General features: G+C 69.4%; 16 protein-coding genes. 9 read left to right on the top strand and 7 right to left on the bottom strand.

What is annotated here, in order from left to right:
• Positions 1-235: 235 nt before the first annotated feature.
• Positions 236-649: an ATP-binding protein gene (locus ACWGKQ_RS34365; RefSeq protein WP_004925829.1), complete on the top strand. Its 414-nt coding sequence runs from the start codon at positions 236-238 to the stop codon at positions 647-649.
• Positions 646-1,758 carry an RNA polymerase sigma factor SigF gene (locus tag ACWGKQ_RS34360; protein ID WP_453295926.1) on the top strand — a complete coding sequence of 371 codons (1,113 nt, stop codon included), beginning with the start codon at positions 646-648 and terminating at the stop codon, positions 1,756-1,758. The genes ACWGKQ_RS34365 and ACWGKQ_RS34360 overlap by 4 nt, the downstream gene beginning before the upstream one ends.
• Positions 1,759-1,871: 113 nt before the next feature.
• Here the strand turns inward: ACWGKQ_RS34360 and ACWGKQ_RS34355 are convergent, their stop codons facing one another.
• Positions 1,872-2,303 carry a hypothetical protein gene (locus ACWGKQ_RS34355; RefSeq protein WP_453295968.1) on the bottom strand — a complete coding sequence of 144 codons (432 nt, stop codon included), beginning with the start codon at positions 2,301-2,303 and terminating at the stop codon, positions 1,872-1,874.
• A 125-nt stretch (positions 2,304-2,428) separates the two neighbouring features.
• On the opposite strand from ACWGKQ_RS34355, the gene ACWGKQ_RS34350 reads away from it, so the two are divergent.
• Both ACWGKQ_RS34350 and ACWGKQ_RS34345 read left to right on the top strand, forming a co-directional pair.
• Positions 2,429-3,397: a diacylglycerol/lipid kinase family protein gene (locus tag ACWGKQ_RS34350; RefSeq protein ID WP_453295925.1), complete on the top strand. Its 969-nt coding sequence runs from the start codon at positions 2,429-2,431 to the stop codon at positions 3,395-3,397.
• 320 nt (positions 3,398-3,717) lie between these two features.
• Complete coding sequence (locus ACWGKQ_RS34345) at positions 3,718-3,975, top strand: WhiB family transcriptional regulator (protein ID WP_010353616.1); 258 nt, start codon at positions 3,718-3,720, stop codon at positions 3,973-3,975.
• A gap of 206 nt (positions 3,976-4,181) precedes the next feature.
• Here the strand turns inward: ACWGKQ_RS34345 and ACWGKQ_RS34340 are convergent, their stop codons facing one another.
• Positions 4,182-5,648: a sensor histidine kinase gene (locus ACWGKQ_RS34340; RefSeq protein WP_453295967.1), complete on the bottom strand. Its 1,467-nt coding sequence runs from the start codon at positions 5,646-5,648 to the stop codon at positions 4,182-4,184.
• 642 nt (positions 5,649-6,290) lie between these two features.
• Here ACWGKQ_RS34340 and nagB point away from each other — a divergent pair.
• A complete protein-coding gene (gene nagB, locus ACWGKQ_RS34335; protein WP_453295924.1) occupies positions 6,291-7,076 on the top strand; it encodes a glucosamine-6-phosphate deaminase in 786 nt (261 codons plus the stop codon).
• 144 nt (positions 7,077-7,220) lie between these two features.
• Positions 7,221-7,757 carry a GNAT family N-acetyltransferase gene (locus tag ACWGKQ_RS34330; RefSeq protein ID WP_453295923.1) on the top strand — a complete coding sequence of 179 codons (537 nt, stop codon included), beginning with the start codon at positions 7,221-7,223 and terminating at the stop codon, positions 7,755-7,757.
• A 36-nt stretch (positions 7,758-7,793) separates the two neighbouring features.
• On the opposite strand, the gene ACWGKQ_RS34325 is transcribed toward ACWGKQ_RS34330, so the two are convergent.
• From ACWGKQ_RS34325 to ACWGKQ_RS34310, 4 genes are all read right to left on the bottom strand, one after another.
• On the bottom strand, positions 7,794-9,302 hold the full coding sequence (locus ACWGKQ_RS34325) for a glycoside hydrolase family 3 protein (protein WP_453295922.1): 1,509 nt from the start codon (positions 9,300-9,302) through the stop codon (positions 7,794-7,796).
• 9 nt (positions 9,303-9,311) lie between these two features.
• Positions 9,312-10,154, bottom strand: a complete 843-nt coding sequence (locus ACWGKQ_RS34320) for a carbohydrate ABC transporter permease (RefSeq protein ID WP_453295921.1) — start codon at positions 10,152-10,154, stop codon at positions 9,312-9,314.
• The gene (locus ACWGKQ_RS34315; RefSeq protein WP_453295920.1) at positions 10,151-11,125 is read right to left on the bottom strand and encodes a carbohydrate ABC transporter permease; all 975 of its coding nucleotides are present in this window, start codon (positions 11,123-11,125) and stop codon (positions 10,151-10,153) included. The genes ACWGKQ_RS34320 and ACWGKQ_RS34315 overlap by 4 nt, the downstream gene beginning before the upstream one ends.
• A gap of 177 nt (positions 11,126-11,302) precedes the next feature.
• Positions 11,303-12,592, bottom strand: a complete 1,290-nt coding sequence (locus ACWGKQ_RS34310; protein WP_453295919.1) for an extracellular solute-binding protein — start codon at positions 12,590-12,592, stop codon at positions 11,303-11,305.
• 359 nt (positions 12,593-12,951) lie between these two features.
• On the opposite strand from ACWGKQ_RS34310, the gene ACWGKQ_RS34305 reads away from it, so the two are divergent.
• The 3 genes from ACWGKQ_RS34305 to mctP all read left to right on the top strand — a co-directional run bounded on the left by ACWGKQ_RS34305 (position 12,952) and on the right by mctP (position 15,827).
• On the top strand, positions 12,952-13,716 hold the full coding sequence (locus ACWGKQ_RS34305; protein ID WP_453295918.1) for a GntR family transcriptional regulator: 765 nt from the start codon (positions 12,952-12,954) through the stop codon (positions 13,714-13,716).
• Positions 13,717-13,926: 210 nt separating this feature from the next.
• Complete coding sequence (locus ACWGKQ_RS34300) at positions 13,927-14,202, top strand: DUF3311 domain-containing protein (protein ID WP_453295917.1); 276 nt, start codon at positions 13,927-13,929, stop codon at positions 14,200-14,202.
• Entirely contained in the window at positions 14,199-15,827 is a 1,629-nt protein-coding gene (gene mctP, locus ACWGKQ_RS34295) for a monocarboxylate uptake permease MctP (protein ID WP_453295916.1), read from the top strand. Before ACWGKQ_RS34300 ends, mctP begins: the two co-directional genes overlap by 4 nt.
• 112 nt (positions 15,828-15,939) lie before the next feature.
• Here mctP and ACWGKQ_RS34290 read toward each other — a convergent pair whose 3' ends face one another.
• A complete protein-coding gene (locus ACWGKQ_RS34290) occupies positions 15,940-19,491 on the bottom strand; it encodes an ATP-binding protein (protein WP_453295915.1) in 3,552 nt (1,183 codons plus the stop codon).
• Between the last annotated feature and the right edge of the window lie 101 nt (positions 19,492-19,592).

Raw genomic sequence — 19,592 nt, 5'->3', positions numbered from 1 at the left:
GTTCGACGGTTCGACGCCGGGGTACGTCAACCCGGCGCGCGCTCTTCCCAATTGGGCAAGGCGGACCCCTAGACACGGAGCGTATCCACGGGTTTACTGTGAGTGACGCCAGGGGGTTGGGGTCCTGGGGACAGAAAAGTTCGGAGCGCGGTAGCGTCACCGCTGAACCACGTAGTGCGTTACCCCGGGGGGCGACCCTCGGCCCCGAAATGCTTGTACCACCATGGAGGTGAGGGTGTCCCAGATCGCAGGCGAGCCCGCGACCCAGGACTTCGTGGAAGTCCGGCTGCCGGCTGCGGGTGCCTACCTGTCGGTGCTGCGCACGGCCACGGCCGGTCTCGCCGCCCGCTTGGACTTCACCCTGGACGAGATCGAGGATCTGCGCATCGCGGTCGACGAGGCCTGCGCGATCCTGCTCCAGCAGGCCGTCCCCGGCTCGGTGCTCAGCTGTGTCTTCCGCCTCGTCGACGACTCACTGGAGGTCACGGTCTCCGCTCCGACCACGGACGGCCACGCCCCCTCGCGCGACACTTTCGCCTGGACCGTGCTCTCGGCCCTGGCGGGCAAGGTCTCGTCGGCCGTCGACGAGGACAAGACCGTGTCGATCAGCCTCTACAAACAGCGCGGCGCGGGACCCGGGCCGGCGTGAGGAACGGGGACGGGCCGGTGCGGGACGAAGAGCGCGGCACACGGGAGCTGCCGGCCGGGGACGAAGGCCCCGGGGCCGGCTCCCGCCGCATGGCTGACGGCATCGACGGCATCCCGGAACAGGCCAGGCCGCATCCGGAGGACCCCTCCGCGCAGGCCGGTCTGGAGGGTGCCGTGCAGAGCGCGCTCCCGGAAGGTCGGAACGGGGTCGCTGCCCCGCACCGAGCCGGGGCGAAGGCTCGTGGAAGGGCGACGGGCGGGACGATGAGCGAGCACGAGCGATACGCCGAGGACAAGGCGCTGGCCGCGGAGGTGGTGCAGGCCACCCAGCACGAACCTCAGGTCCGCAGCCAACCTCAGGACCGCAGCGGCGCCCGCGCCCTGTTCGTCGAACTGCGCGGGCTGAAGGAGGGCAGCGCCGAGTACGCGGAGCTGCGCAATCGGCTGGTCCGGATGCATCTGCCGCTCGTGGAGCACCTCGCCCGCCGGTTCCGCAACCGCGGCGAGCCGCTGGACGACCTCACCCAGGTCGCCACCATCGGCCTGATCAAGTCGGTCGACCGGTTCGACCCGGACCGGGGGGTGGAGTTCTCGACGTACGCCACCCCGACCGTGGTCGGCGAGATCAAGCGCCACTTCCGCGACAAGGGCTGGGCGGTCCGCGTCCCGCGCCGCCTCCAGGAGCTGCGCCTCGCGCTCACCACCGCCACGGCGGAGCTGTCCCAGCAGCACGGCCGCTCCCCCACGGTCCACGAGCTGGCCGAGAAGCTCGCGATCTCGGAGGAGGAGGTCCTGGAGGGCCTGGAGTCGGCCAACGCCTACTCCACGCTGTCCCTGGACGTCCCCGACACCGACGACGAGTCCCCGGCGGTCGCCGACACCCTCGGCGCGGAGGACGAGGCCCTGGAGGGCGTCGAGTACCGCGAGTCCCTCAAGCCCCTCCTGGAAGACCTCCCGCCCCGGGAGAAGCGCATCCTTCTCCTCCGCTTCTTCGGCAACATGACCCAGTCCCAGATCGCCCAGGAGGTCGGCATCAGCCAGATGCATGTCTCGCGGCTGCTGGCGAGGACTTTGGCCCAGCTGCGGGAGAAGCTGCTGGTGGAGGAGTAGGTCCCGCTGCCCTTTGTGGCGCCCCGAACGAAAGCGCCCCGTAAGGGGCGCGGGGCTGTGTCAATATGCGGCTCCGCCGCGTGGGCGCGACCAGCCCCCACCGGCCCGCAGATTCAGCTACTACGCCCGGGCCCCTTGATCCCAAGGGCCTGGGTGGTAGCAGAGTTCACCAGCAACACCAGCGAAGCCACCGCCACCACCGCCAGCACGATCCCCACCGGAATCGCCAAGCTGTCGGCCTGCAGCAGGTTGTACGCCACCGGCAACGCCATGATCTGCGTGATCACCGCCGGCCCACGGCTCCAGCTCTTCCGCAGCAGCAGCCCCCGCGCGGCCAGCAGCGGCAGCAGCGCCAGCACGATCACGGTGACACCCCCGGTGATCGCCTGCCCCCGGTCGTCCGGATCCCCGGTGAACCCGAGCACGGCCAGCCACACCCCGCCGACGACCAGCGCGAGCCCTTCCAGTCCGGCCAGCGCGGCGGCATACGTCAGCCGTCGCGGGCGGGGACCTTCGGTTCCGTCGGCGTTCACAGCCGTAGACATATCGCTCACCCCAGCAGGGTAGCCCTCGGCCGGCGCGGGTAAGTGTTCAGGCTCACGCCCCCATCTCTTACCCGATCCCTAACTCGGTCTGGGCCCGGTACTTTCCAGTAGGTAGGCTCCAATCCATGCGTGCACTTCTCGTGGTCAATCCGGCGGCAACCACCACAAGCGCACGTAGGCGCGATGTCCTCATCCACGCGCTCGCGAGCGAAGTGAAGCTCGAGGCGGTCACCACCGAGTACCGCGGCCACGCCCGCGACCTGGCGCGGCTCGCCGCGGAGAGCGACGACATCGACCTCGTCGTGGCGCTCGGCGGCGACGGCACGGTCAACGAGGTGGTCAACGGCCTGCTCCACAACGGCCCCGCACCGGACCGGCTGCCCGGCCTCGCCGTGGTCCCCGGCGGCTCCACCAACGTCTTCGCCCGTGCCCTGGGCCTGCCCAACGACCCGGTCGAGGCCACCGGCGCCCTGCTGGACGCGCTGCGCGAGAAGCGCGAGCGCCTCGTCGGCCTCGGCCTGACCGCCGGCACTCCCGGCACCGAGGACGAGGCGGTCCCGGCCCGCTGGTTCACCTTCAACGCGGGGCTCGGCTTCGACGCGGGCGTGGTCGGCCGGGTCGAACAGCAGCGCGAGCTCGGTAAGAAGTCCACGCATGCCCTTTACGTGCGGCAGGTGGTCCGGCAGTTCCTCGGCGAGCAGCACCGGCGGCACGGCACGATCACGCTCGACCGGCCCGGCCACGACCCGATCGAGGATCTGGTCGTGGCGATAGTCTCGAACACCTCGCCCTGGACGTATCTCGGCAATCGCCCGATGTACACGTCGCCTAAGGCCTCGTTCGATAAAGGCATCGACGTGCTCGGTCTCAGCCGCCTGTCAACTGCCGCGGTTGCCCGGTATGGCACCCAGTTGCTCACTTCGTCCCCCGAGCGGGGACCCCATGGCAAGCACGCGGTGTCGTTGCACGACCTGGACCAGTTCACCTTGCATTCGAAGGCGCCCCTCCCCCTTCAGATGGACGGCGACCACCTAGGACTGCGTACGAGCGTGACGTTCACAGGCGTACGCAGTGCACTGCGTGTGATTGTGTGAGCGGAAGGGGCTAAAGTCCTTTCACTCGAACGTTTAGGCCAGGATCCACCCCATGGAAGTACGGCTGTGACCCAGTCGACACCGAGGAATCAAAAAAAACTTTCCGGAAGGGGTTGTATCCGTCGCTGAGGTTTGCGAGGCTCTACGTGGCGGTCGGGACAGCCCGCAACACCGGCGTCCACTGATCACCGGAATCCCACTTCAACTCACAGGACCCCTGCCAGGGAACCTGGCGGTCGGCCCTTCACTTGTTGAGGGATTCGTGAAAGCGTTCACATTCACAAGCAACGTGCATGTAATACCAAGGAGAGGTAGCAGCCATGGACTGGCGTCACAACGCCGTTTGCCGCGAGGAAGACCCCGAGCTCTTCTTCCCCATCGGCAACACCGGTCCTGCGCTGCTGCAGATCGAGGAAGCCAAGGCCGTCTGCCGGCGCTGCCCCGTTATGGATCAGTGTCTGCAGTGGGCGCTCGAGTCCGGCCAGGACTCCGGCGTCTGGGGTGGTCTCAGCGAGGACGAGCGTCGCGCGATGAAGCGCCGTGCCGCCCGCAACCGGGCCCGTCAGGCCACCGCCTGACAGTCCCACCCCTGGTGACAGCCTGAGCTTGGCGGCGCGTACAGCGAGTACGCATCTCCCGCCCCCGAGCCGCAGCGCGCAGTACCCCCGATGCGCTTAGAGAAGCAGCAACGAGCGAGCAGCCCCGGACCCACCAGGTCCGGGGCTCTTTGCTGTGCACGAACGCCGTGCCCGAACGCCGTACCCGAACACCCCGTCGGCGCGGCCTACTTCTGCGGGCGCACCGGCACGTCCAGGATCACCCGGGTCCCCCGCTCCGGCGCCGGCACCATGTCGAAGGTGCCGCCCAACTCGCCCTCCACCAGCGTCCGTACGATCTGGAGGCCGAGGTTGCCGGAGCGGTGCGGGTCGAAGCCCTCGGGCAGGCCGACGCCGTCGTCCTGGACCGTGACGAGGAGCCGGGACTCCTTGGTGGTGCCGCCCCGGACCGCCGTGACCTCGACGGTGCCGGTGTCGCCCTCGCGGAAGCCGTGTTCCAGGGCGTTCTGGAGGATTTCGGTGAGAACCATCGACAGCGGGGTGGCGACCTCGGCGTCGAGTATCCCGAAGCGGCCGGTGCGCCGGCCGGTGACCTTCCCCGGCGAGATCTCGGCGACCATGGCGAGCACCCGGTCCGCGATCTCGTCGAACTCCACGCGCTCGTCCAGGTTCTGGGACAGCGTCTCATGCACGATGGCGATGGAGCCGACCCGCCGTACGGCCTCCTCCAGGGCCTCCCGGCCGCGTTCCGAGTCGATGCGCCGGGCCTGCAGGCGCAGCAGCGCGGCGACCGTCTGGAGGTTGTTCTTCACCCGATGGTGGATCTCCCGGATGGTCGCATCCTTGGTGATCAACTCCCGCTCGCGGCGCCGCAGTTCGGTGACGTCCCGGAGCAGCACCAGGGAACCGATGCGGGTGCCCTTGGGCTTGAGGGGGATCGCCCGGAACTGGATGACGCCGTCCTCGGACTCGATCTCGAACTCGCGCGGCGCCCAGCCGCTGGCGAGTTTGGCGAGCGCCTCGTCCACCGGCCCCTTGCTCGGGGCGAGTTCGGCCGTGGTCTCACCCAGGTGGTGGCCGAGCAGGTCGGCGGCGAGGCCGAGGCGGTGGTAGGCGGAGAGGGCGTTCGGGGAGGCGTACTGGACGATGCCGTCGCCGTCCACCCGGATCAGGCCGTCGCCGACCCGCGGCGAGGCGTCCATGTCGACCTGCTGGTTCGGGAAGGGAAACGATCCGGCAGCGATCATCTGCGCCAGGTCGGAGGCGCTCTGGAGGTAGGTGAGCTCCAGGCGGCTCGGGGTGCGCACGGTCAGCAGGTTGGTGTTGCGGGCGATGACCCCGAGGATCCGGCCCTCGCGCCGCACCGGGATGGACTCGACCCGTACGGGGACCTCTTCACGCCACTCCGGGTCGCCCTCGCGGACGATCCGGCCCTCGTCATGGGCGATGTCCAGCATGGGCCGGCGGCCGCGCGGGACCAGGTGGCCGACCATGTCGTCCTGGTAGGAGGTGGGGCCGGTGTTGGGGCGCATCTGGGCCACCGAGACGTACCGGGTGCCGTCCCGGGTGGGCACCCACAGGACCAGGTCGGCGAAGGAGAGGTCGGAGAGCAGCTGCCACTCCGAGACCAGCAGATGGAGCCACTCGAGGTCGGAGTCGTCGAGGGCGGTGTGCTGGCGGACCAGTTCGTTCATGGAGGGCACGTCTGTGAGCGTACCTGGCGGTATGTGGATGGCCGAAAATCAGCGGGCCGGCGCGAGACGGAGGGCCCGGAAACACCCGCGGGCCGCGGCGCCTGGGAGGGACCCTCAACCCTCCCGGCACCGCAGCCCGGAGCAGCAACGGCCGCGGGGTGTGCGGTCCCGGTCGGCCGAAGGTGAGGAGCCGGGGCAGTCAGGGCAGAGAGCTCCGGATCCTCGGTCCGCCTTCCTGTGCGGGGAAGACGGAAGAGTGTGACTGTGCTGTACGGCTGACGCCGTACTCGTTCAGCCCTCGTACGCAATTGTGGACTAGACCACGGTGTGTGTCCATGCGTTGGAGACTGTTCACAGTTGATGCGGTCGCAGCCTAGCCCGCCGGGATGAGCCGTGGGGACGGATGGCCGGGGCAATTTTCCGCGGCCCGGCGAGGGGGCCGCGGTGGGCCGCGGAAGTTTTCCTTGATTCACCCCATCTGACGCATTCACGTAACCTCGCGCTTGTCCCCTTTCCCTGCGCCCGGCCTGTGGTGACAGGGGTCGGTTCTGTTAGATTGGTCCCATCCAGATTGGTCTAAACCACATAGACCTTCCAGATCCTTCAGCTCTCTTCAGCTCTCTTCAGAACGGCAGGCCCAGCGTGGAAGTTGTCATCGTTCCGGACGCCGCCGCGGGTGGCGAGCTGATCGCCGAGGCCATGGCGCAGCTGCTCCGGCACAAGCCGGACGCGCTGCTCGGGGTGGCCACGGGCTCGACCCCGCTGCCCATCTACCAGGCGCTCACCGCCAAGGTCCGGGCCGGTGCCGTGGACACCTCGCGGGCCCGCATAGCCCAGCTCGACGAATACGTGGGGCTGCCGGCCGAGCATCCGGAGTCGTACCGGTCGGTGCTGCGGCGCGAGGTGCTGGAACCGCTCGGGATCGGGATGGACGCGTTCCTCGGCCCGGACGGCGCGGCCGAGGACGTGCGGGCCGCCTGCCAGGCCTACGACGCGGAGCTGGCGCGGGCGGGCGGTGTGGACCTCCAACTGCTCGGGATCGGGACCGACGGGCACATCGGGTTCAACGAACCGTGTTCCTCGCTGGCCTCGCGGACCCGGATCAAGACGCTGACCGAGCAGACGCGGGTCGACAACGCGCGGTTCTTCGACGGCGACATCGCGCAGGTGCCGCACCACGTCATCACCCAGGGGATCGGGACGATCCTGGAGGCGCGGCATCTGGTGCTGCTGGCCACGGGTGAAGGGAAGGCCGACGCGGTCGCGGCGACGGTGGAGGGGCCGGTTGCCGCGGTGTGCCCGGCGTCGGCGCTGCAGTTGCATCCGCATGCCACGGTGGTCGTCGACGAAGGCGCCGCGTCCAAGCTGAAGCATGCGGAGTATTTCCAGTACACCTTTGCCAACAAGCCGGAGTGGCAGGGGATTTAGCGGGATCGGCTGCCGGGTTCGGTTGTGATCGGGCTGGCCGTGGGTGGGGGGTTGCTCGCGCCCACGCGGCGGAGCCGCACATCGATACAGCCCCGCGCCCCTTTGGGGCGCGGCAGCGCGGGCGCGTCGGATAGGTTGCCCGGCATGACTGTGTTAGGAACCGACGTCTGGCCGGTTGCACCGATCAAGACCGAGCGGCTCGTGCTTCGTGCGTCCGAGGCTCGGGATCGTGCGGTGGTCATCGAGCTGGATGCCTCGCCGGAGGTGGGTACCTACCTCGGTGGCCCTCGGCCGCGTGCCGAGCTGGAACGCTTGGTGCCCGAGGTGCCCGGGCGGCGCCCCGGATTCTTCGTGGTCGAGCTCGACGGAGCGGCGATCGGCACCATCCAGCTCGACCCCCACAGCCCCGAGGATGCGGCCGGCCGCCGGGCGGCCGGGGAGACCGAGCTCGGCTACCTGTTCCTGCCGGAGGCCTGGGGACACGGGTACGCCGGCGAGGCATGCGCGGCGGCGCTCGACTGGTTCTCCGGCGTGCGTCCCGGTGAGCCGGTGGTGCTCTACACCCAGACCGCCAACCTCCGCTCGATGCGCCTCGCGGCGAAGCTCGGCTTCACCGAGCTGGAGCGGTTCCAGGCGTACGGCGCCGAGCAGTGGTTCGGCGTGCGGTCCCCGGCACGGTGATTCCCGCGGGCCGAGGACCGCACCCTTCGTGCTCGCCTACGCGGTCCGGCCTGCGATGACCTCGGCCGCCGCCACTCCGCACACCCTCGCCGCACCGTGCGTCGCGATGTACAGGGCGCCCCGGGGCGTCGCCTGAGGCAGGCCCATCTCCACCACGATCGTGTCGGGGCGGGCCTTGAGCAGGATGTCCAGCGCCCTGGTCATCCAGGGGTGGCGGTGCTCGTCGCGTACCACCGCGACGATACGGCGCTCCCCCGCCGCCACGATCGCCGCGTGCCCCGCGTCCTCGCCCGCGAAGCTGCCGGTCTCGGTGCCGGGCAGCAGGCGGGTCAGTTCGGCGGACACCCCCCATGGGGTCTCCGTGCCCACCGCGATGTTGGTCTCGGGGGTGAGGGAGGCGACGAAGAGGGGTCCGGTGGGCGGGGTGCAGGGGTCGACGCGCGTCACATGGAGCGCACGGCGGGCGGCGACGAGGCCGATGTCCGTGAGGGCGGGGTCCGGCCGGACCGCTTCCGTCGTGGATGTCCAGGTCGCCAGCTCCCGCACCCGCTGCGCCGCGTCCGCCAGGCGTTCCTCGGGGAGCTCGCCGGAGTGGACCGCCGCGACCAGGGCGTCGCACAGCCGTCGTACCGTCTCGTCGTCCGAGAGGCCGCCGCCCACGCAGATCGCGTCGGCTCCGGCGGCGATCGCCAGGACGGTGCCGTGTTCGATGCCGTAGGTCCCGGCGATGGCCTGCATCTCGATGCCGTCGGTGACGATCAGGCCGTCGTAGCCGAGCTCGCCGCGGAGCAGTTCGGTGAGGATGCGGTGGGACAGCGTCCCGGGCCTGGTCGGGTCCAGGGCGGGGACCAGGATGTGCGCGCTCATCACGGCGCGGGTGCCGGCGGCGATGGCGGCGCGGAAGGGGACCAGCTCGCGGGCGTGCAGGACCTCGGCGGTCGCGTCGATACGGGGCACGGCGAGGTGGGAGTCGACGGCGGTGTCGCCGTGGCCCGGGAAGTGCTTGGTGCAGGCCGCCACCCCGGCCGCCTGGAGGCCGGTGACGTAGGCCGCGGTGTGCCGGGCGACCAGATCCTGGTCGGCGCCGAAGGAGCGGACGCCGATGACCGGGTTGGCGGAGTTGGAGTTCACGTCGGCGACCGGGGCCCAGCTGAAGTTCACCCCGCAGGCGGCGAGGCGGCGGCCCAGTTCGAGGGCGACCTGCCGGGTCAGCTCCGGGTCGTCGACGGCGCCCAGGGCGTTGTTGCCGGGGAAGGAGGAGCCGGTGCGCACCTCCAGGCGGGTGACGTCACCGCCCTCCTCGTCGATCGCCACCAGGACGTCGTCCCGCTCGGCGCGCAGCTGGGCGGTGAGGGCCGAGAGCTGCTCGGCCGAGACGATGTTGCGGCCGAACACGCCCACGGAGGCGAGGCCTTCGCCGAGCCGGCGCAGCACCCAGTCGGGGGCGGTGGTGCCGGTGAAGCCCGGCTGGAGGACGGTCAGCGCGTCGCGCGTGAGTCGGTCTTTCGAGTTGAACGCAGCCGTACCGCTGGCGAATGTCGTCATCGGATGGGGTTATCCCTTCACGGCGCCCGCGGTGAGACCCGCGGCCATCTTGCGCTGGACGAGGAGGAAGAGGACGACCATCGGCACGGCCATCATCGTGGCGCCGGCCATCATCGGGGCGTATTCGGTGCCGTGCTTGGTGGAGAAGTTGGCGAGCCAGACGGTCGCGGTCTCGTGCTCCTGGCTGAGCAGCATCAGGGCGTAGATGTACTCGTTCCAGGCCTGGATGAAGGCGTAGACCGAGGTGGCGACCATGCCGGGGGCGAGCAGCGGGAAGACCACGCGGATGAAGGCGCCGGTGCGGGAGCAGCCGTCGACCATGGCGGCCTCCTCCAGCTCCTTCGGGATGTTGACGATGAAGCCGCGCAGGGTCCACACCGTGAACGGCAGGATGAAGGTCAGGTAGGTGATGATCAGGCCGCTGAGCTTGTCGTACTGGTCCAGGTCGTTGAGAAGCAGGAAGACCGGGATGATCATGGCGACCAGCGGGACCATCTGGACGGCGAGGATGCCGACGATCACGACCTTGCGGCCGCGGAAGGCGAACCGGGAGATGGCGAGGGCGGCCAGCAGGCCGACGACCATGCCGATCACCACGACGGAGAGGGAGACGATCAGGCTGCGGCTGACCGGGCCCCAGAAGTCGGCGATGTCCAGCGCGCGGCGGAAGTTGGACAGGGTGATGCCGGTGGGCAGCAGGCTCGGGTCGGGGTCGATGGCGTCCTTCGCCGGCTTGAACGCCGTGTTGACCATCCAGTAGACGGGAAAGCCGACGGTGAGGAAGACCAGCAGGCCGAGGAAGTTCCAGCCGGCCTTGGACTTCCGTCGGCCGGTGGTGGCGACGGTGCTCATTCGACCTCTCCGATCTTCAGCATCTGGCGCATGTACACGGCGACGACGCCGAGCAGGAGGAGCACGGTGAGCAGGGCGATCGCGGAGCCCTGCCCGTAGTCGTTGATCACGAAGGCGCGGTCGTAGGACCAGGTGGTCAGCAGCTGGAACTCGGGTTCGGGGTGGCCACCGCGCATCACGAAGACCTGCGGGAAGACGCCCATGTCCCAGATGACCGACAGCGTCGTGAGCATCACGACGATCGGCTTGAGGACGGGGAGCGTGACGTAGCGGAACACGCCCCAGGCGCCCGCGCCGTCGAGCCGGGCCGCCTCCTCCAGTTCCTTGGGGACCTGGGTCAGACCGGCGCTCAGTGTGATGACCACGAAGGGCACGGCCCCCCACACCACCAGGAGCATGATCACGGCCAGGCCCTGCGGTCCGCTGGCGAACCAGTTGTGGCCGATCATCTCGACCCCGGGAAGCTTGCTGAGCAGGGCGTTGAGGATGCCGTAGTCGGAGTCGAAGAGCCACTTGAACAGCGTGGTGGCGACCACGACGGGCATCCCCCAGCTGGCCACCAGCACGATGTTGACCAGCGTCTTCACCCAGCCTGAGACGCGCTGCAGCAGCAGGGCGATGAGCATGCCGGCCACCATGGTGAAGACCACGCAGCCGACGGCGAAGACGATCGTGCGCAGCACGACCTGCCAGAACTCACTGTCGCCCAGCACCTCGGAGAAGTTCCCGAACCCGACCCACTCGGCCGGCTTGAACCCCCACAGCTGGGACTGCCCGAACTCCTGGAAGGAGAGGGTGACCAGCCGGTAGAAGGGGTAACCGAGGACGAGTGCCAGGATCGCGAGGCAGGGCGCGAGCAACAGCCAGGGGACGGCGGGCCCGCCCGAGCGCCGGTTCGCATGTGGTCGTCGCGGGGAGTCCGGTGGAGGTGCCGGCACCTTGGGGGGTGTGGTCGTATCAACGGCACTCATCGTGCGCTCCTCAAGCAGATCGAGAGAGGCCGACAGCAGCGCGCCCCTCAGGGGCGCGGGGAACTGCGCGACCAGCCACAACGGACCGGGACCAGCCCACCGGCCCAACACGGCGCTTTCCGAAATCACCCACCGGCCGGACCTGGCTCCCCGTCGGCCAGGCCCGGCCGCAAGCCACTAGTTGGTGCTGTTGATGACCTTGTCGATGGCCGCGTCGGCCTCCTTGGCCGCCGCCTGGACCGTCTCCTTGCCGGTGCCGATGTTCTGCAGCATGTTCTGCAGCACCTGCGCCTTCTCGACCTGGCCCCAGCCCGGCGCCATCGGCACGAACCAGTTGGACTCGGCCGCCTCGGCCGGCACCGCGGTCGCCGGGTCGTTCTTCAGCGTGGCGAGGTCGGTCTTGTTGTTGGGCAGGTTGCCCTTGGCCATCAGGCCCTTCTGGCCGGAGGAGCCGGTGAACGCGTTGATCCACTCGGCGGCGACGGCCTGCGCCTTGGACTTCACCGGGATGGCGAGGTCGGAGCCGCCCAGGAAGACCGGCATGTTCTTGCCGGACGGGCCGGGCATCACGAAGTTGACGAGGTTGTCCTTCAGCTTGCCGCCGGTCTTGTCGTTCTTCGGGTCGGCCGCGGTCGCGCCCTCCCAGGCGGCGCCGAAGATCATGGACGACTTGCCCTGGCCGTAGACGATGTAGCGGTCGGACTCGTCCTTGGTCTTGTCACCGTGCATGTACTTGTCGATGACGTTCTTGAACTCGGTGAGGCCCTTGAGGGACTCGGGCGAGGAGAGGTTGCCCTGCCACTTGCCGCCGTTCTCGACCGCGATGGAGCCGCCGGCGTCGTAGACGAAGGACATGGCCGCGTACCAGTCACGGGTGGGCTGGTACCAGGCGCTGAACTTGCTGCCTTCCTTCTTCTGGATCTTGTCCAGGTCGGCGGTCAGCTCGGTGTAGGTCTTCGGCGTGGTCTTGATGCCGGCCGAGGCGGCGATGTCCTTGCGCCAGTTGGCGACACGGCCGCCGGCGTAGTACGGCACACCGTAGGTCTTGCCCTGGTAGGTGACGGAGGCCTTGAGGCCGTCGAGCCACTGGTCGGAGTTGGTGAACTGGGAGGCGTCGACGGGGGCGAAGGCGCCCTTGACCATGTAGCTGAGCATCTCGGTGTTGCCCATCTCGACCACGTCGGGGACCTTGTCCGTGGCGAGGACGGCATCCAGCTTGGCGTTCTTGTCCGGCCAGCCGTAGTACTCGTGCTTGATCTTGATGCCGGGGTGCTTCTTCTGCACGGCGGCGTCGGCGGCCTTGACCAGTTCGGGCCAGTTGTTCTGCGCGTCCACCGTGAGCCAGACGGTCAGCGCCTTGGCGTCCGAGCCCTGGGACTTGTTGTCGTCCTTGTTGTCACTGCCACACGCCGCAACGGAGAAGACCATGCCCGCGATACCAATCGCGGCTATCAGCTTGCGCTTCACGCCACCCTCCTCAGGGATGCCACAAACCCCCCTGCCTCCCCGCACGAGCGTTGGGCCGGGACCTGGACCAATGGTGTAGACCAGTGCGGGAAGCTTGGCCCAGACCAGCAGGCCTGTCAAGGGTGGCCGAATAGGCTCCGACCAGCCGTTATGCGACCTACATATGCAGGAACCTTTAAGTAAGAACCCCTCGAAAAGCCGAGGCGCGGACGAGACAATTCCGGTAGACCACTCCAGCTATGGACTAGACCAGAAGGGCCGACGACGGTATACAGAGGGGATCACGCAGCGTGCAGGGGAAATCCCGGTACGCTGCCGAGCCACGTGGCGAGCAGGACCAGGAGCCGGGAAGGCGGAGCATGAGCACCGACGTCAGCAGTGCGGAGAACGAGAGCGGGACAGCCGTCCGTACCGCGCGCGTGCCCAAGTACTACCGCCTGAAGAAGCACCTGCTCGAAATGACCGAGACACAGGCCCCCGGCACCCCGGTCCCGCCCGAGCGCACCCTGGCCGCCGAGTTCGACACCTCGCGCACCACCGTCCGCCAGGCCCTCCAGGAACTGGTCGTCGAGGGCCGTCTTGAGCGCATCCAGGGCAAGGGCACCTTCGTCGCGAAGCCGAAGGTCTCCCAGGCGCTCCAGCTCACCTCGTACACCGAGGACATGCGTGCCCAGGGCCTGGAGCCGACCTCGCAGCTGCTGGACATCGGCTACATCACCGCCGACGACCGGCTGGCCGGGCTGCTCGACATAACGGCGGGCGGGCGCGTGCTGCGCATCGAGCGGCTGCGCATGGCCAACGGCGAGCCGATGGCGATCGAGACCACGCACCTGAGCGCGAAGCGCTTCCCGGCCCTGCGCCGCTCCCTCGTCAAGTACACGTCCCTCTACACCGCCCTCGCCGAGGTGTACGACGTCCACCTCGCCGAGGCCGAGGAGACCATCGAGACCTCCCTCGCGACCCCGCGCGAGGCCGGCCTGCTCGGCACCGACGTGGGCCTGCCGATGCTGATGCTCTCCCGCCACTCCCTGGACCGCGACGGCCAGCCGGTGGAGTGGGTCCGCTCGGTGTACCGCGGCGACCGCTACAAGTTCACCGCGCGACTCAAGCGGCCGCAGGACTGAGGCCGCTCCCGCCCGTACCCTTCGGCACCTCCCCTCCGACCCTCCCCTCCAGCCCCTCCTGACGGCACGTCACCCTTCTCCACCAAATCGACATGCCGATATGCGGATGAGGTCTTCCACTGGCCTCACGCGTTCGCCATGATTGCCTGCGCATTACACAGGTGAACAACGGTGATCGCCGTGCGGTCAGTGAGGGGACGGAGCCGCGAGATGTCAGATGCGTCCGAAGTGACCAAGGCGGCGGTGGTGACGCCTCTGCGCGTCGCCATCGCCCTCTGCCTGATAGCGCCCTTCGTGGCGATGATGTGGGTGGGCTCGTACGCCAAGACGGACCCGGTGTTCATCGGGATCCCGTTCTTCTACTGGTACCAGATGCTGTGGGTGCTGCTCTCCACCGCGCTCACCATGACCGCGTACCAGCTGTGGCAGCGTGACCAGCGCTCCCGCAAGGCCGCCACGAGCACGGACGGGGGTGCGCAGCAGTGAAGGACGGTGTGAACGGCGTCGCGCTCGGCGTCTTCATCTTCTTCTTCCTGGCCGTCACGGTCATCGGCTTCCTGGCCGCGCGCTGGCGCAAGGCCGAGAACGAGCACTCCCTGGACGAATGGGGCCTCGGCGGCCGGTCGTTCGGAACCTGGATCACCTGGTTCCTGCTCGGCGGCGACCTGTACACGGCCTACACCTTCGTCGCGGTGCCGGCGGCGATCTACGCTGCGGGCGCGGCCGGCTTCTTCGCGGTGCCGTACACGATCCTGGTCTACCCGCTGATCTTCACGTTCCTGCCGCGCCTGTGGTCGGTCTCGCACAAGCACGGCTATGTGACGACCTCCGACTTCGTGCGCGGCCGCTTCGGCTCCAAGGGCCTCTCACTGGCCGTCGCCCTGACCGGCATCCTGGCGACGATGCCGTACATCGCACTGCAACTCGTGGGCATCCAGGCGGTGCTCGACGTGATGGGCATCGGCGGCAGCGACGGCACCAACTGGTTCGTGAAGGACCTGCCGTTGCTGATCGCCTTCGGCGTCCTCGCGGCCTACACCTACTCCTCGGGCCTCCGTGCCCCCGCCCTGATCGCGTTCGTGAAGGACGCGCTGATCTACATCGTCATCGCGGTGGCGATCATCTACATCCCGATCAAGCTGGGCGGCTTCGACGACATCTTCGCCAAGGCGAGCGCCGCGTTCTCCCAGACCAACCCGGCGACCGGCAAGCCGCGCGGCGCGCTGGTCCCGGCGGAGGCCGGCCAGTGGACGTACGCCACCCTGGCGCTGGGCTCCGCGCTCGCCCTCTTCATGTACCCGCACTCGATCACCGCGACGCTCTCCTCCAAGAGCCGTGACGTGATCCGCCGCAACACCACGATCCTGCCGCTGTACTCCCTGATGCTGGGCCTGCTGGCCCTGCTGGGCTTCATGGCCGTCGCGGCCGGTGTCAAGGTCACCAACGGCCAGCTCGCCATCCCGCAGCTGTTCGAGAACATGTTCCCGGACTGGTTCGCCGGCGTCGCCTTCGCTGCGATCGGCATCGGCGCCCTGGTCCCCGCGGCCATCATGTCCATCGCGGCCGCGAACCTCTTCACCCGCAACATCTACCGGGACTTCATCAAGCCCGACGCCACGCCGAAGCAGGAGGCCCAGGTCTCCAAGCTGGTGTCCCTGCTGGTGAAGGTCGGCGCACTGATCTTCGTCCTCACCATGGACAAGACGGTCGCCATCAACTTCCAGCTCCTCGGCGGCATCTGGATCCTCCAGACCTTCCCCGCCCTGGTCGGCGGCCTGTTCACCCGCTGGTTCCACCGCTGGGCGCTGCTGGCCGGCTGGGCGGTCGGCATGGTCTACGGCACGGCCGCGGCGTACGGGGTGGCCTCCCCCACCCAGGCGCACTTCGGCGGCAGCGCCAAGGAGATCCCGGGCATCGGCGAGATCGGCTACATCGGCCTCACCGCGTTCGTCATGAACGTGGCGGTCACCGTGATCCTGACCTTCGTCCTGAAGGCCCTCAAGGCCCCCGAGGGCATCGACCAGACCAACCCGGAGGACTACACGGCCGACGCGGGCGACTCGGGCGTGGAAGTGGAACTGCCTCCGGCTGTCGCAGGAAGCGCCCACTAACAGCGCCCCGCCAGGGGCGCGGGGAACTGCGCGAGCAACCACACACAACCCGCAGCGGGCCGCCGAAAATCAAGCACAACGGCGGCCCGCTTCCGGCTTCCCCCCGACCTCGCTACTCCCGCGTCCGCCGAGCCATCTCGTCCCAGAACCGGTCCAGTTCGCGAACCCGCATCCCGACCCAGCGCGGCGTCTTGCGGCGCAGCCCCCGCGGCAGCCAGCGCCGCACGCTGCCGGGCAGCAGCGCCTGTTGCTGGCGGCAGAACGGCTCGCGGATCTCCCCACGGGGCAGCCAGCCGCGAGGCGGGTACGGGCAGAGCTGGAACTTGCAGTCGGGCAGGCAGGTCACGCCCGGTTCGGGCGGGTTGGACGTACCGATCCGCAGTCCGGGCCGCAGCGGCTCCCGGTTCGCACGGATGCACGGCGGCAGCGGCATACCCGGCTGCTCCGCACGGGCCAGGCGTTCCTCGACCCCGTCCGGGTGCCCGTCCCGTTCGATGAGGTTCAGCATGACCAGTACGTCGGCGACAAGGCGCTGGGCGCGCGGGTCCAGGGTGCTCCAGCCGACCGACGGCGGAATCCACAGGCTGTGCCTGCGATGGCCCCCACAGGTGTCGGCGCGGGCCCCGATGTTGTCGGCCGCGCCCTTCTCGTCGATCCACAGGAACCGCTCGGGCTGCCCGGTCTCCAGGGCGAGAGCCACCAGATCACCGGCTTCGGCGACGAACGGATGCAGACACCGCCGGGGTGTCCCGCCGGACGCGTCGGCCCGCCCCGGCGGCGCGTTCACCGTGCCCGTCATCGACAGCCAGCGCTGCACGGTCTGCACCGCGGTGGCCCCACTGCCGTCGGCGCAGTCCTCGAGTTCCCACAGGCACAGTGCGTGCAACAGGCTGAGCTGCGCATACCAGCACCGTGACTGCTGCAGTACGGTCTCCGCCTGCCGGATCAGATCGGCCCGCCCGCCGGGATAGGTCTCCGGATACCGCTGACGCCGGTTGGCCGCGTACTTGAAGCCCTGGGCCAGCGCGGCCTCCAGGGCGAGCGGCAGGTCAGGGGCGCCGCCGGTGAAGTTCGGGTCGAGGTGGCGCAGCCACTTGGTGAGGCGCTCCCGCGCCTCGTCACGGTGGGCCTCGTCGACGGATCCCAGGAGCATCGGGACCAGCCAGGCCCGCATCACGAACTCCCGGAACAGGCAGACCCGTTGCTCGCGGTAGCGCCGGTTCAGCTCCTTCCGGTCCTGCTGCAGCTGCCGGACGCGCTCGGTCGACACGGCGCCCGAGAGCGACTTGGCCGACCTCGCGCGCCCCATGTTCGCGGCCCACGTCTCGTACTCCCGCCGCTTCCAGGCCCTCAGCTTGCCGAGCCGGTCCTCGTACTCCCGCACCGGGTCGCTGTTCAGACCGACCCGCTCGCGGATCACGGCGAACGCGGGGTTGCCGCCGGCACCGAACTCCTGGGCGATGGCCAGGCGGGTGGAGTAGGAGGATTCCTCGATGCCGATCTCGAAGAGCTGCCAGTACAGCGGGGTGGTGTCGACCCGGTCGGACACCTTGCGCAGCGCGGCTCCGAGCTGCTTGAGCAGTCTGCGCTTGGCGTCCCGCAGCGTGCGCCGGTCCCCCTTGATGTCGGGCCAGCGTTCGCGCACCGCGGCCACGATGTCGCCCAGGCGCCGGGGATCGGCCTCCGCGCTCTCGATCTCCAGAGCCGCGGCGTAGAGGTCGAGGGCCTTCGGATCGTCCGTGCGACGGCTCGCGGCGTCACACAGCCGCTGGGCCGACGTGCGGCCCCCGACGGGCGACTGCCGGACCCGCTCGGTCACCCCCTTGCGCACGGCGGCCCGCAACCCGCTCCCCGGATCCGGCAGCCGCGCCTCCCGCACCCGGGACAACAGCACCAGCGCGATGAGCAGTTCCCGGCTGGGACCGGGCGGCTGCAGCGCCTCCTCGACCAGTTGCCCGGCACCCCGCTCCCCCAGCTGGTCCAGCAGGCGGTAGCCGAAGTAGGCCTGGATGATGCTGTGCGGGAAACGGACCCTTCGCCCGGAGCCCTCCACCAGTTTGAGTCTGCCCGCCTGCGCCGCGAGACGGGCGAGGCCGGCCTGGCACTGGTCCATGTTCCCCGTGCGCAGCCGTCGGCGTTCCTCGTCGCCGAGCCGCTCGCACAGCGCGTCCCAGATCTGCTGTCGGTGCCAGTCGGAGAGGAGGTTGCCGTCCTTGCCGTAGTGGTCGAACACCCGGTCGGCCCACACGCGTTCCGCCAGGGCCCGGGCCCGCCGGGCCGGACCGGGGTGCAGGACCTCCGGGGCGAGCAGCTCCGGGAGGCCGACCTCCAGCTTGTCCTGGAGCAGGCCGACACAGGCCAGGGCCGAGACCAGCTCAAGGGCGTCGCGGCGCTCCTGCGGGGCCAGCGCGACGTCCTCGCGCAGCTTCCCCTCGCACAGCGCCTCGGCCCAGCTCTCCAGCAGCCACAGCCGCAGGGTGGCCCGGTCGCGGCTGCGGGCGTTCAGGTGGTGGGGATCGTGGTCCGCACGGTTGTGGTCCAGGGCTCCGCGCCGGTGGAGTTCGCGGGCGATCTGGAGGTAGATCGGCGACTCGGTCACCTCCGCCGTCTCCACGATCCAGTCCACCCGGCGCTCGTCGCTCTCCCGTACGCCCGCCTCGACGAAGCGAACTGCCGCGTCCTCACCGAGCGGTTCCAGTTCGACGATCGCGGCCGAGGTGTTCTCCAGTGGGCTGTGCGGCCGGGAGGCGATGACCAGGGGCAGCTTCTCCTCGTGGGCGCGTTCGATGGCCTGGCGGATGACGTTGTCCCGGTTCTGCTGATGGCCGTCGTCGAGGAGGGCCTCCTCCAGGCCGTCGGCGAGGACGACCGGCTTGTCGTCGGCGAGGAGTTGCTGCCAGACCCGGTCGGTCTTGGTGCGCGCCAGGATGCCCTTGGGCGCCTCCTCGGCGAAGCGCCGCCTGGCCAGACGCTCGAAGTTGAGGTCGCCTCCGTCCACCGCGTCCCTGAGCCGGATCGGCACCGGTACGGCGTTCTGCCGGGCCAGGAGTTCGGTGAGCCGTACGAGGACCGCGGTCTTGCCGGCGCCGACGCCGCCGACCAGCAGATAGGGCCGGCGCGTGTCGCGCTCCCGCAGCCGTTCGGCGATGACCTGTGCGACCTCGTCCCGGCCCACGATCTCGGCCGTGTCGGGACCCGCGGTGGGCACCAGCCCGCGGGGATCCCGCAGCGCCTTGGCGAGGTAGCGCCGTTTGGTCCACCGGTACCACCAGAACAGGAACAGTGCGGCGGCGACGGAGGCGGCGAGGATCGGGCCGACGAACCTGCTGACGGTGTCGAACCCCACGCTGTTGCGCTTCCGCCATGACTCGAATCCGGTCGTCTCGCCCGTGGCGAGGATGTACAGCCCCTCACCGGTCCAGGCGAGCATGGCCAGCGCGGCGACCAGCCAGACCGCCCTCGTGACGTTGGCGTAGGAGACCCAACGGTGCCACTTCCTGGGGCGGGTGGCGCCGTGACGGGCCTCCAGACGGATCGTCAGGGCGTGCCAGCGGCCCATGAGACCGGATCCGACCCGGTTGCCCGCGCGTCGCAGGTCCAGTGTCGCCATCGGCGCGTCGCGCGGAAGCTCCTTGCCGGGCGGGTGCCGGACGACCCTCGTCATGGTGCCTTCTCCTTACGCGTTCCCGGAGTGTTCTCGGAACGGCGGACCCGCGGGCACCGGCACCTCCTTCCATGGAATCACTCCCGGCACAGCCCCCAACC

It is taken from the genome of Streptomyces sp. NPDC054770 (assembly GCF_053611985.1).
This window is presented reverse-complemented; position numbering and strand designations above follow the sequence as displayed.

Excerpts from the sequence above, each read along its gene's own strand:
- ACWGKQ_RS34305 (WP_453295918.1), top strand. The coding sequence starts at position 12,952 with ATGAGCACCGACGTCAGCAGTGCGGAGAACGAGAGCGGGACAGCCGTC.
- ACWGKQ_RS34350 (WP_453295925.1), top strand. The coding sequence starts at position 2,429 with ATGCGTGCACTTCTCGTGGTCAATCCGGCGGCAACCACCACAAGCGCA.
- ACWGKQ_RS34290 (WP_453295915.1), bottom strand. The coding sequence starts at position 19,491 with ATGACGAGGGTCGTCCGGCACCCGCCCGGCAAGGAGCTTCCGCGCGAC.
- ACWGKQ_RS34325 (WP_453295922.1), bottom strand. The coding sequence starts at position 9,302 with ATGACGACATTCGCCAGCGGTACGGCTGCGTTCAACTCGAAAGACCGA.
- ACWGKQ_RS34330 (WP_453295923.1), top strand. The coding sequence starts at position 7,221 with ATGACTGTGTTAGGAACCGACGTCTGGCCGGTTGCACCGATCAAGACC.
- ACWGKQ_RS34320 (WP_453295921.1), bottom strand. The coding sequence starts at position 10,154 with ATGAGCACCGTCGCCACCACCGGCCGACGGAAGTCCAAGGCCGGCTGG.
- ACWGKQ_RS34355 (WP_453295968.1), bottom strand. The coding sequence starts at position 2,303 with ATGTCTACGGCTGTGAACGCCGACGGAACCGAAGGTCCCCGCCCGCGA.
- ACWGKQ_RS34300 (WP_453295917.1), top strand. The coding sequence starts at position 13,927 with ATGTCAGATGCGTCCGAAGTGACCAAGGCGGCGGTGGTGACGCCTCTG.
- ACWGKQ_RS34315 (WP_453295920.1), bottom strand. The coding sequence starts at position 11,125 with ATGAGTGCCGTTGATACGACCACACCCCCCAAGGTGCCGGCACCTCCA.
- ACWGKQ_RS34340 (WP_453295967.1), bottom strand. The coding sequence starts at position 5,648 with ATGAACGAACTGGTCCGCCAGCACACCGCCCTCGACGACTCCGACCTC.
- ACWGKQ_RS34345 (WP_010353616.1), top strand. The coding sequence starts at position 3,718 with ATGGACTGGCGTCACAACGCCGTTTGCCGCGAGGAAGACCCCGAGCTC.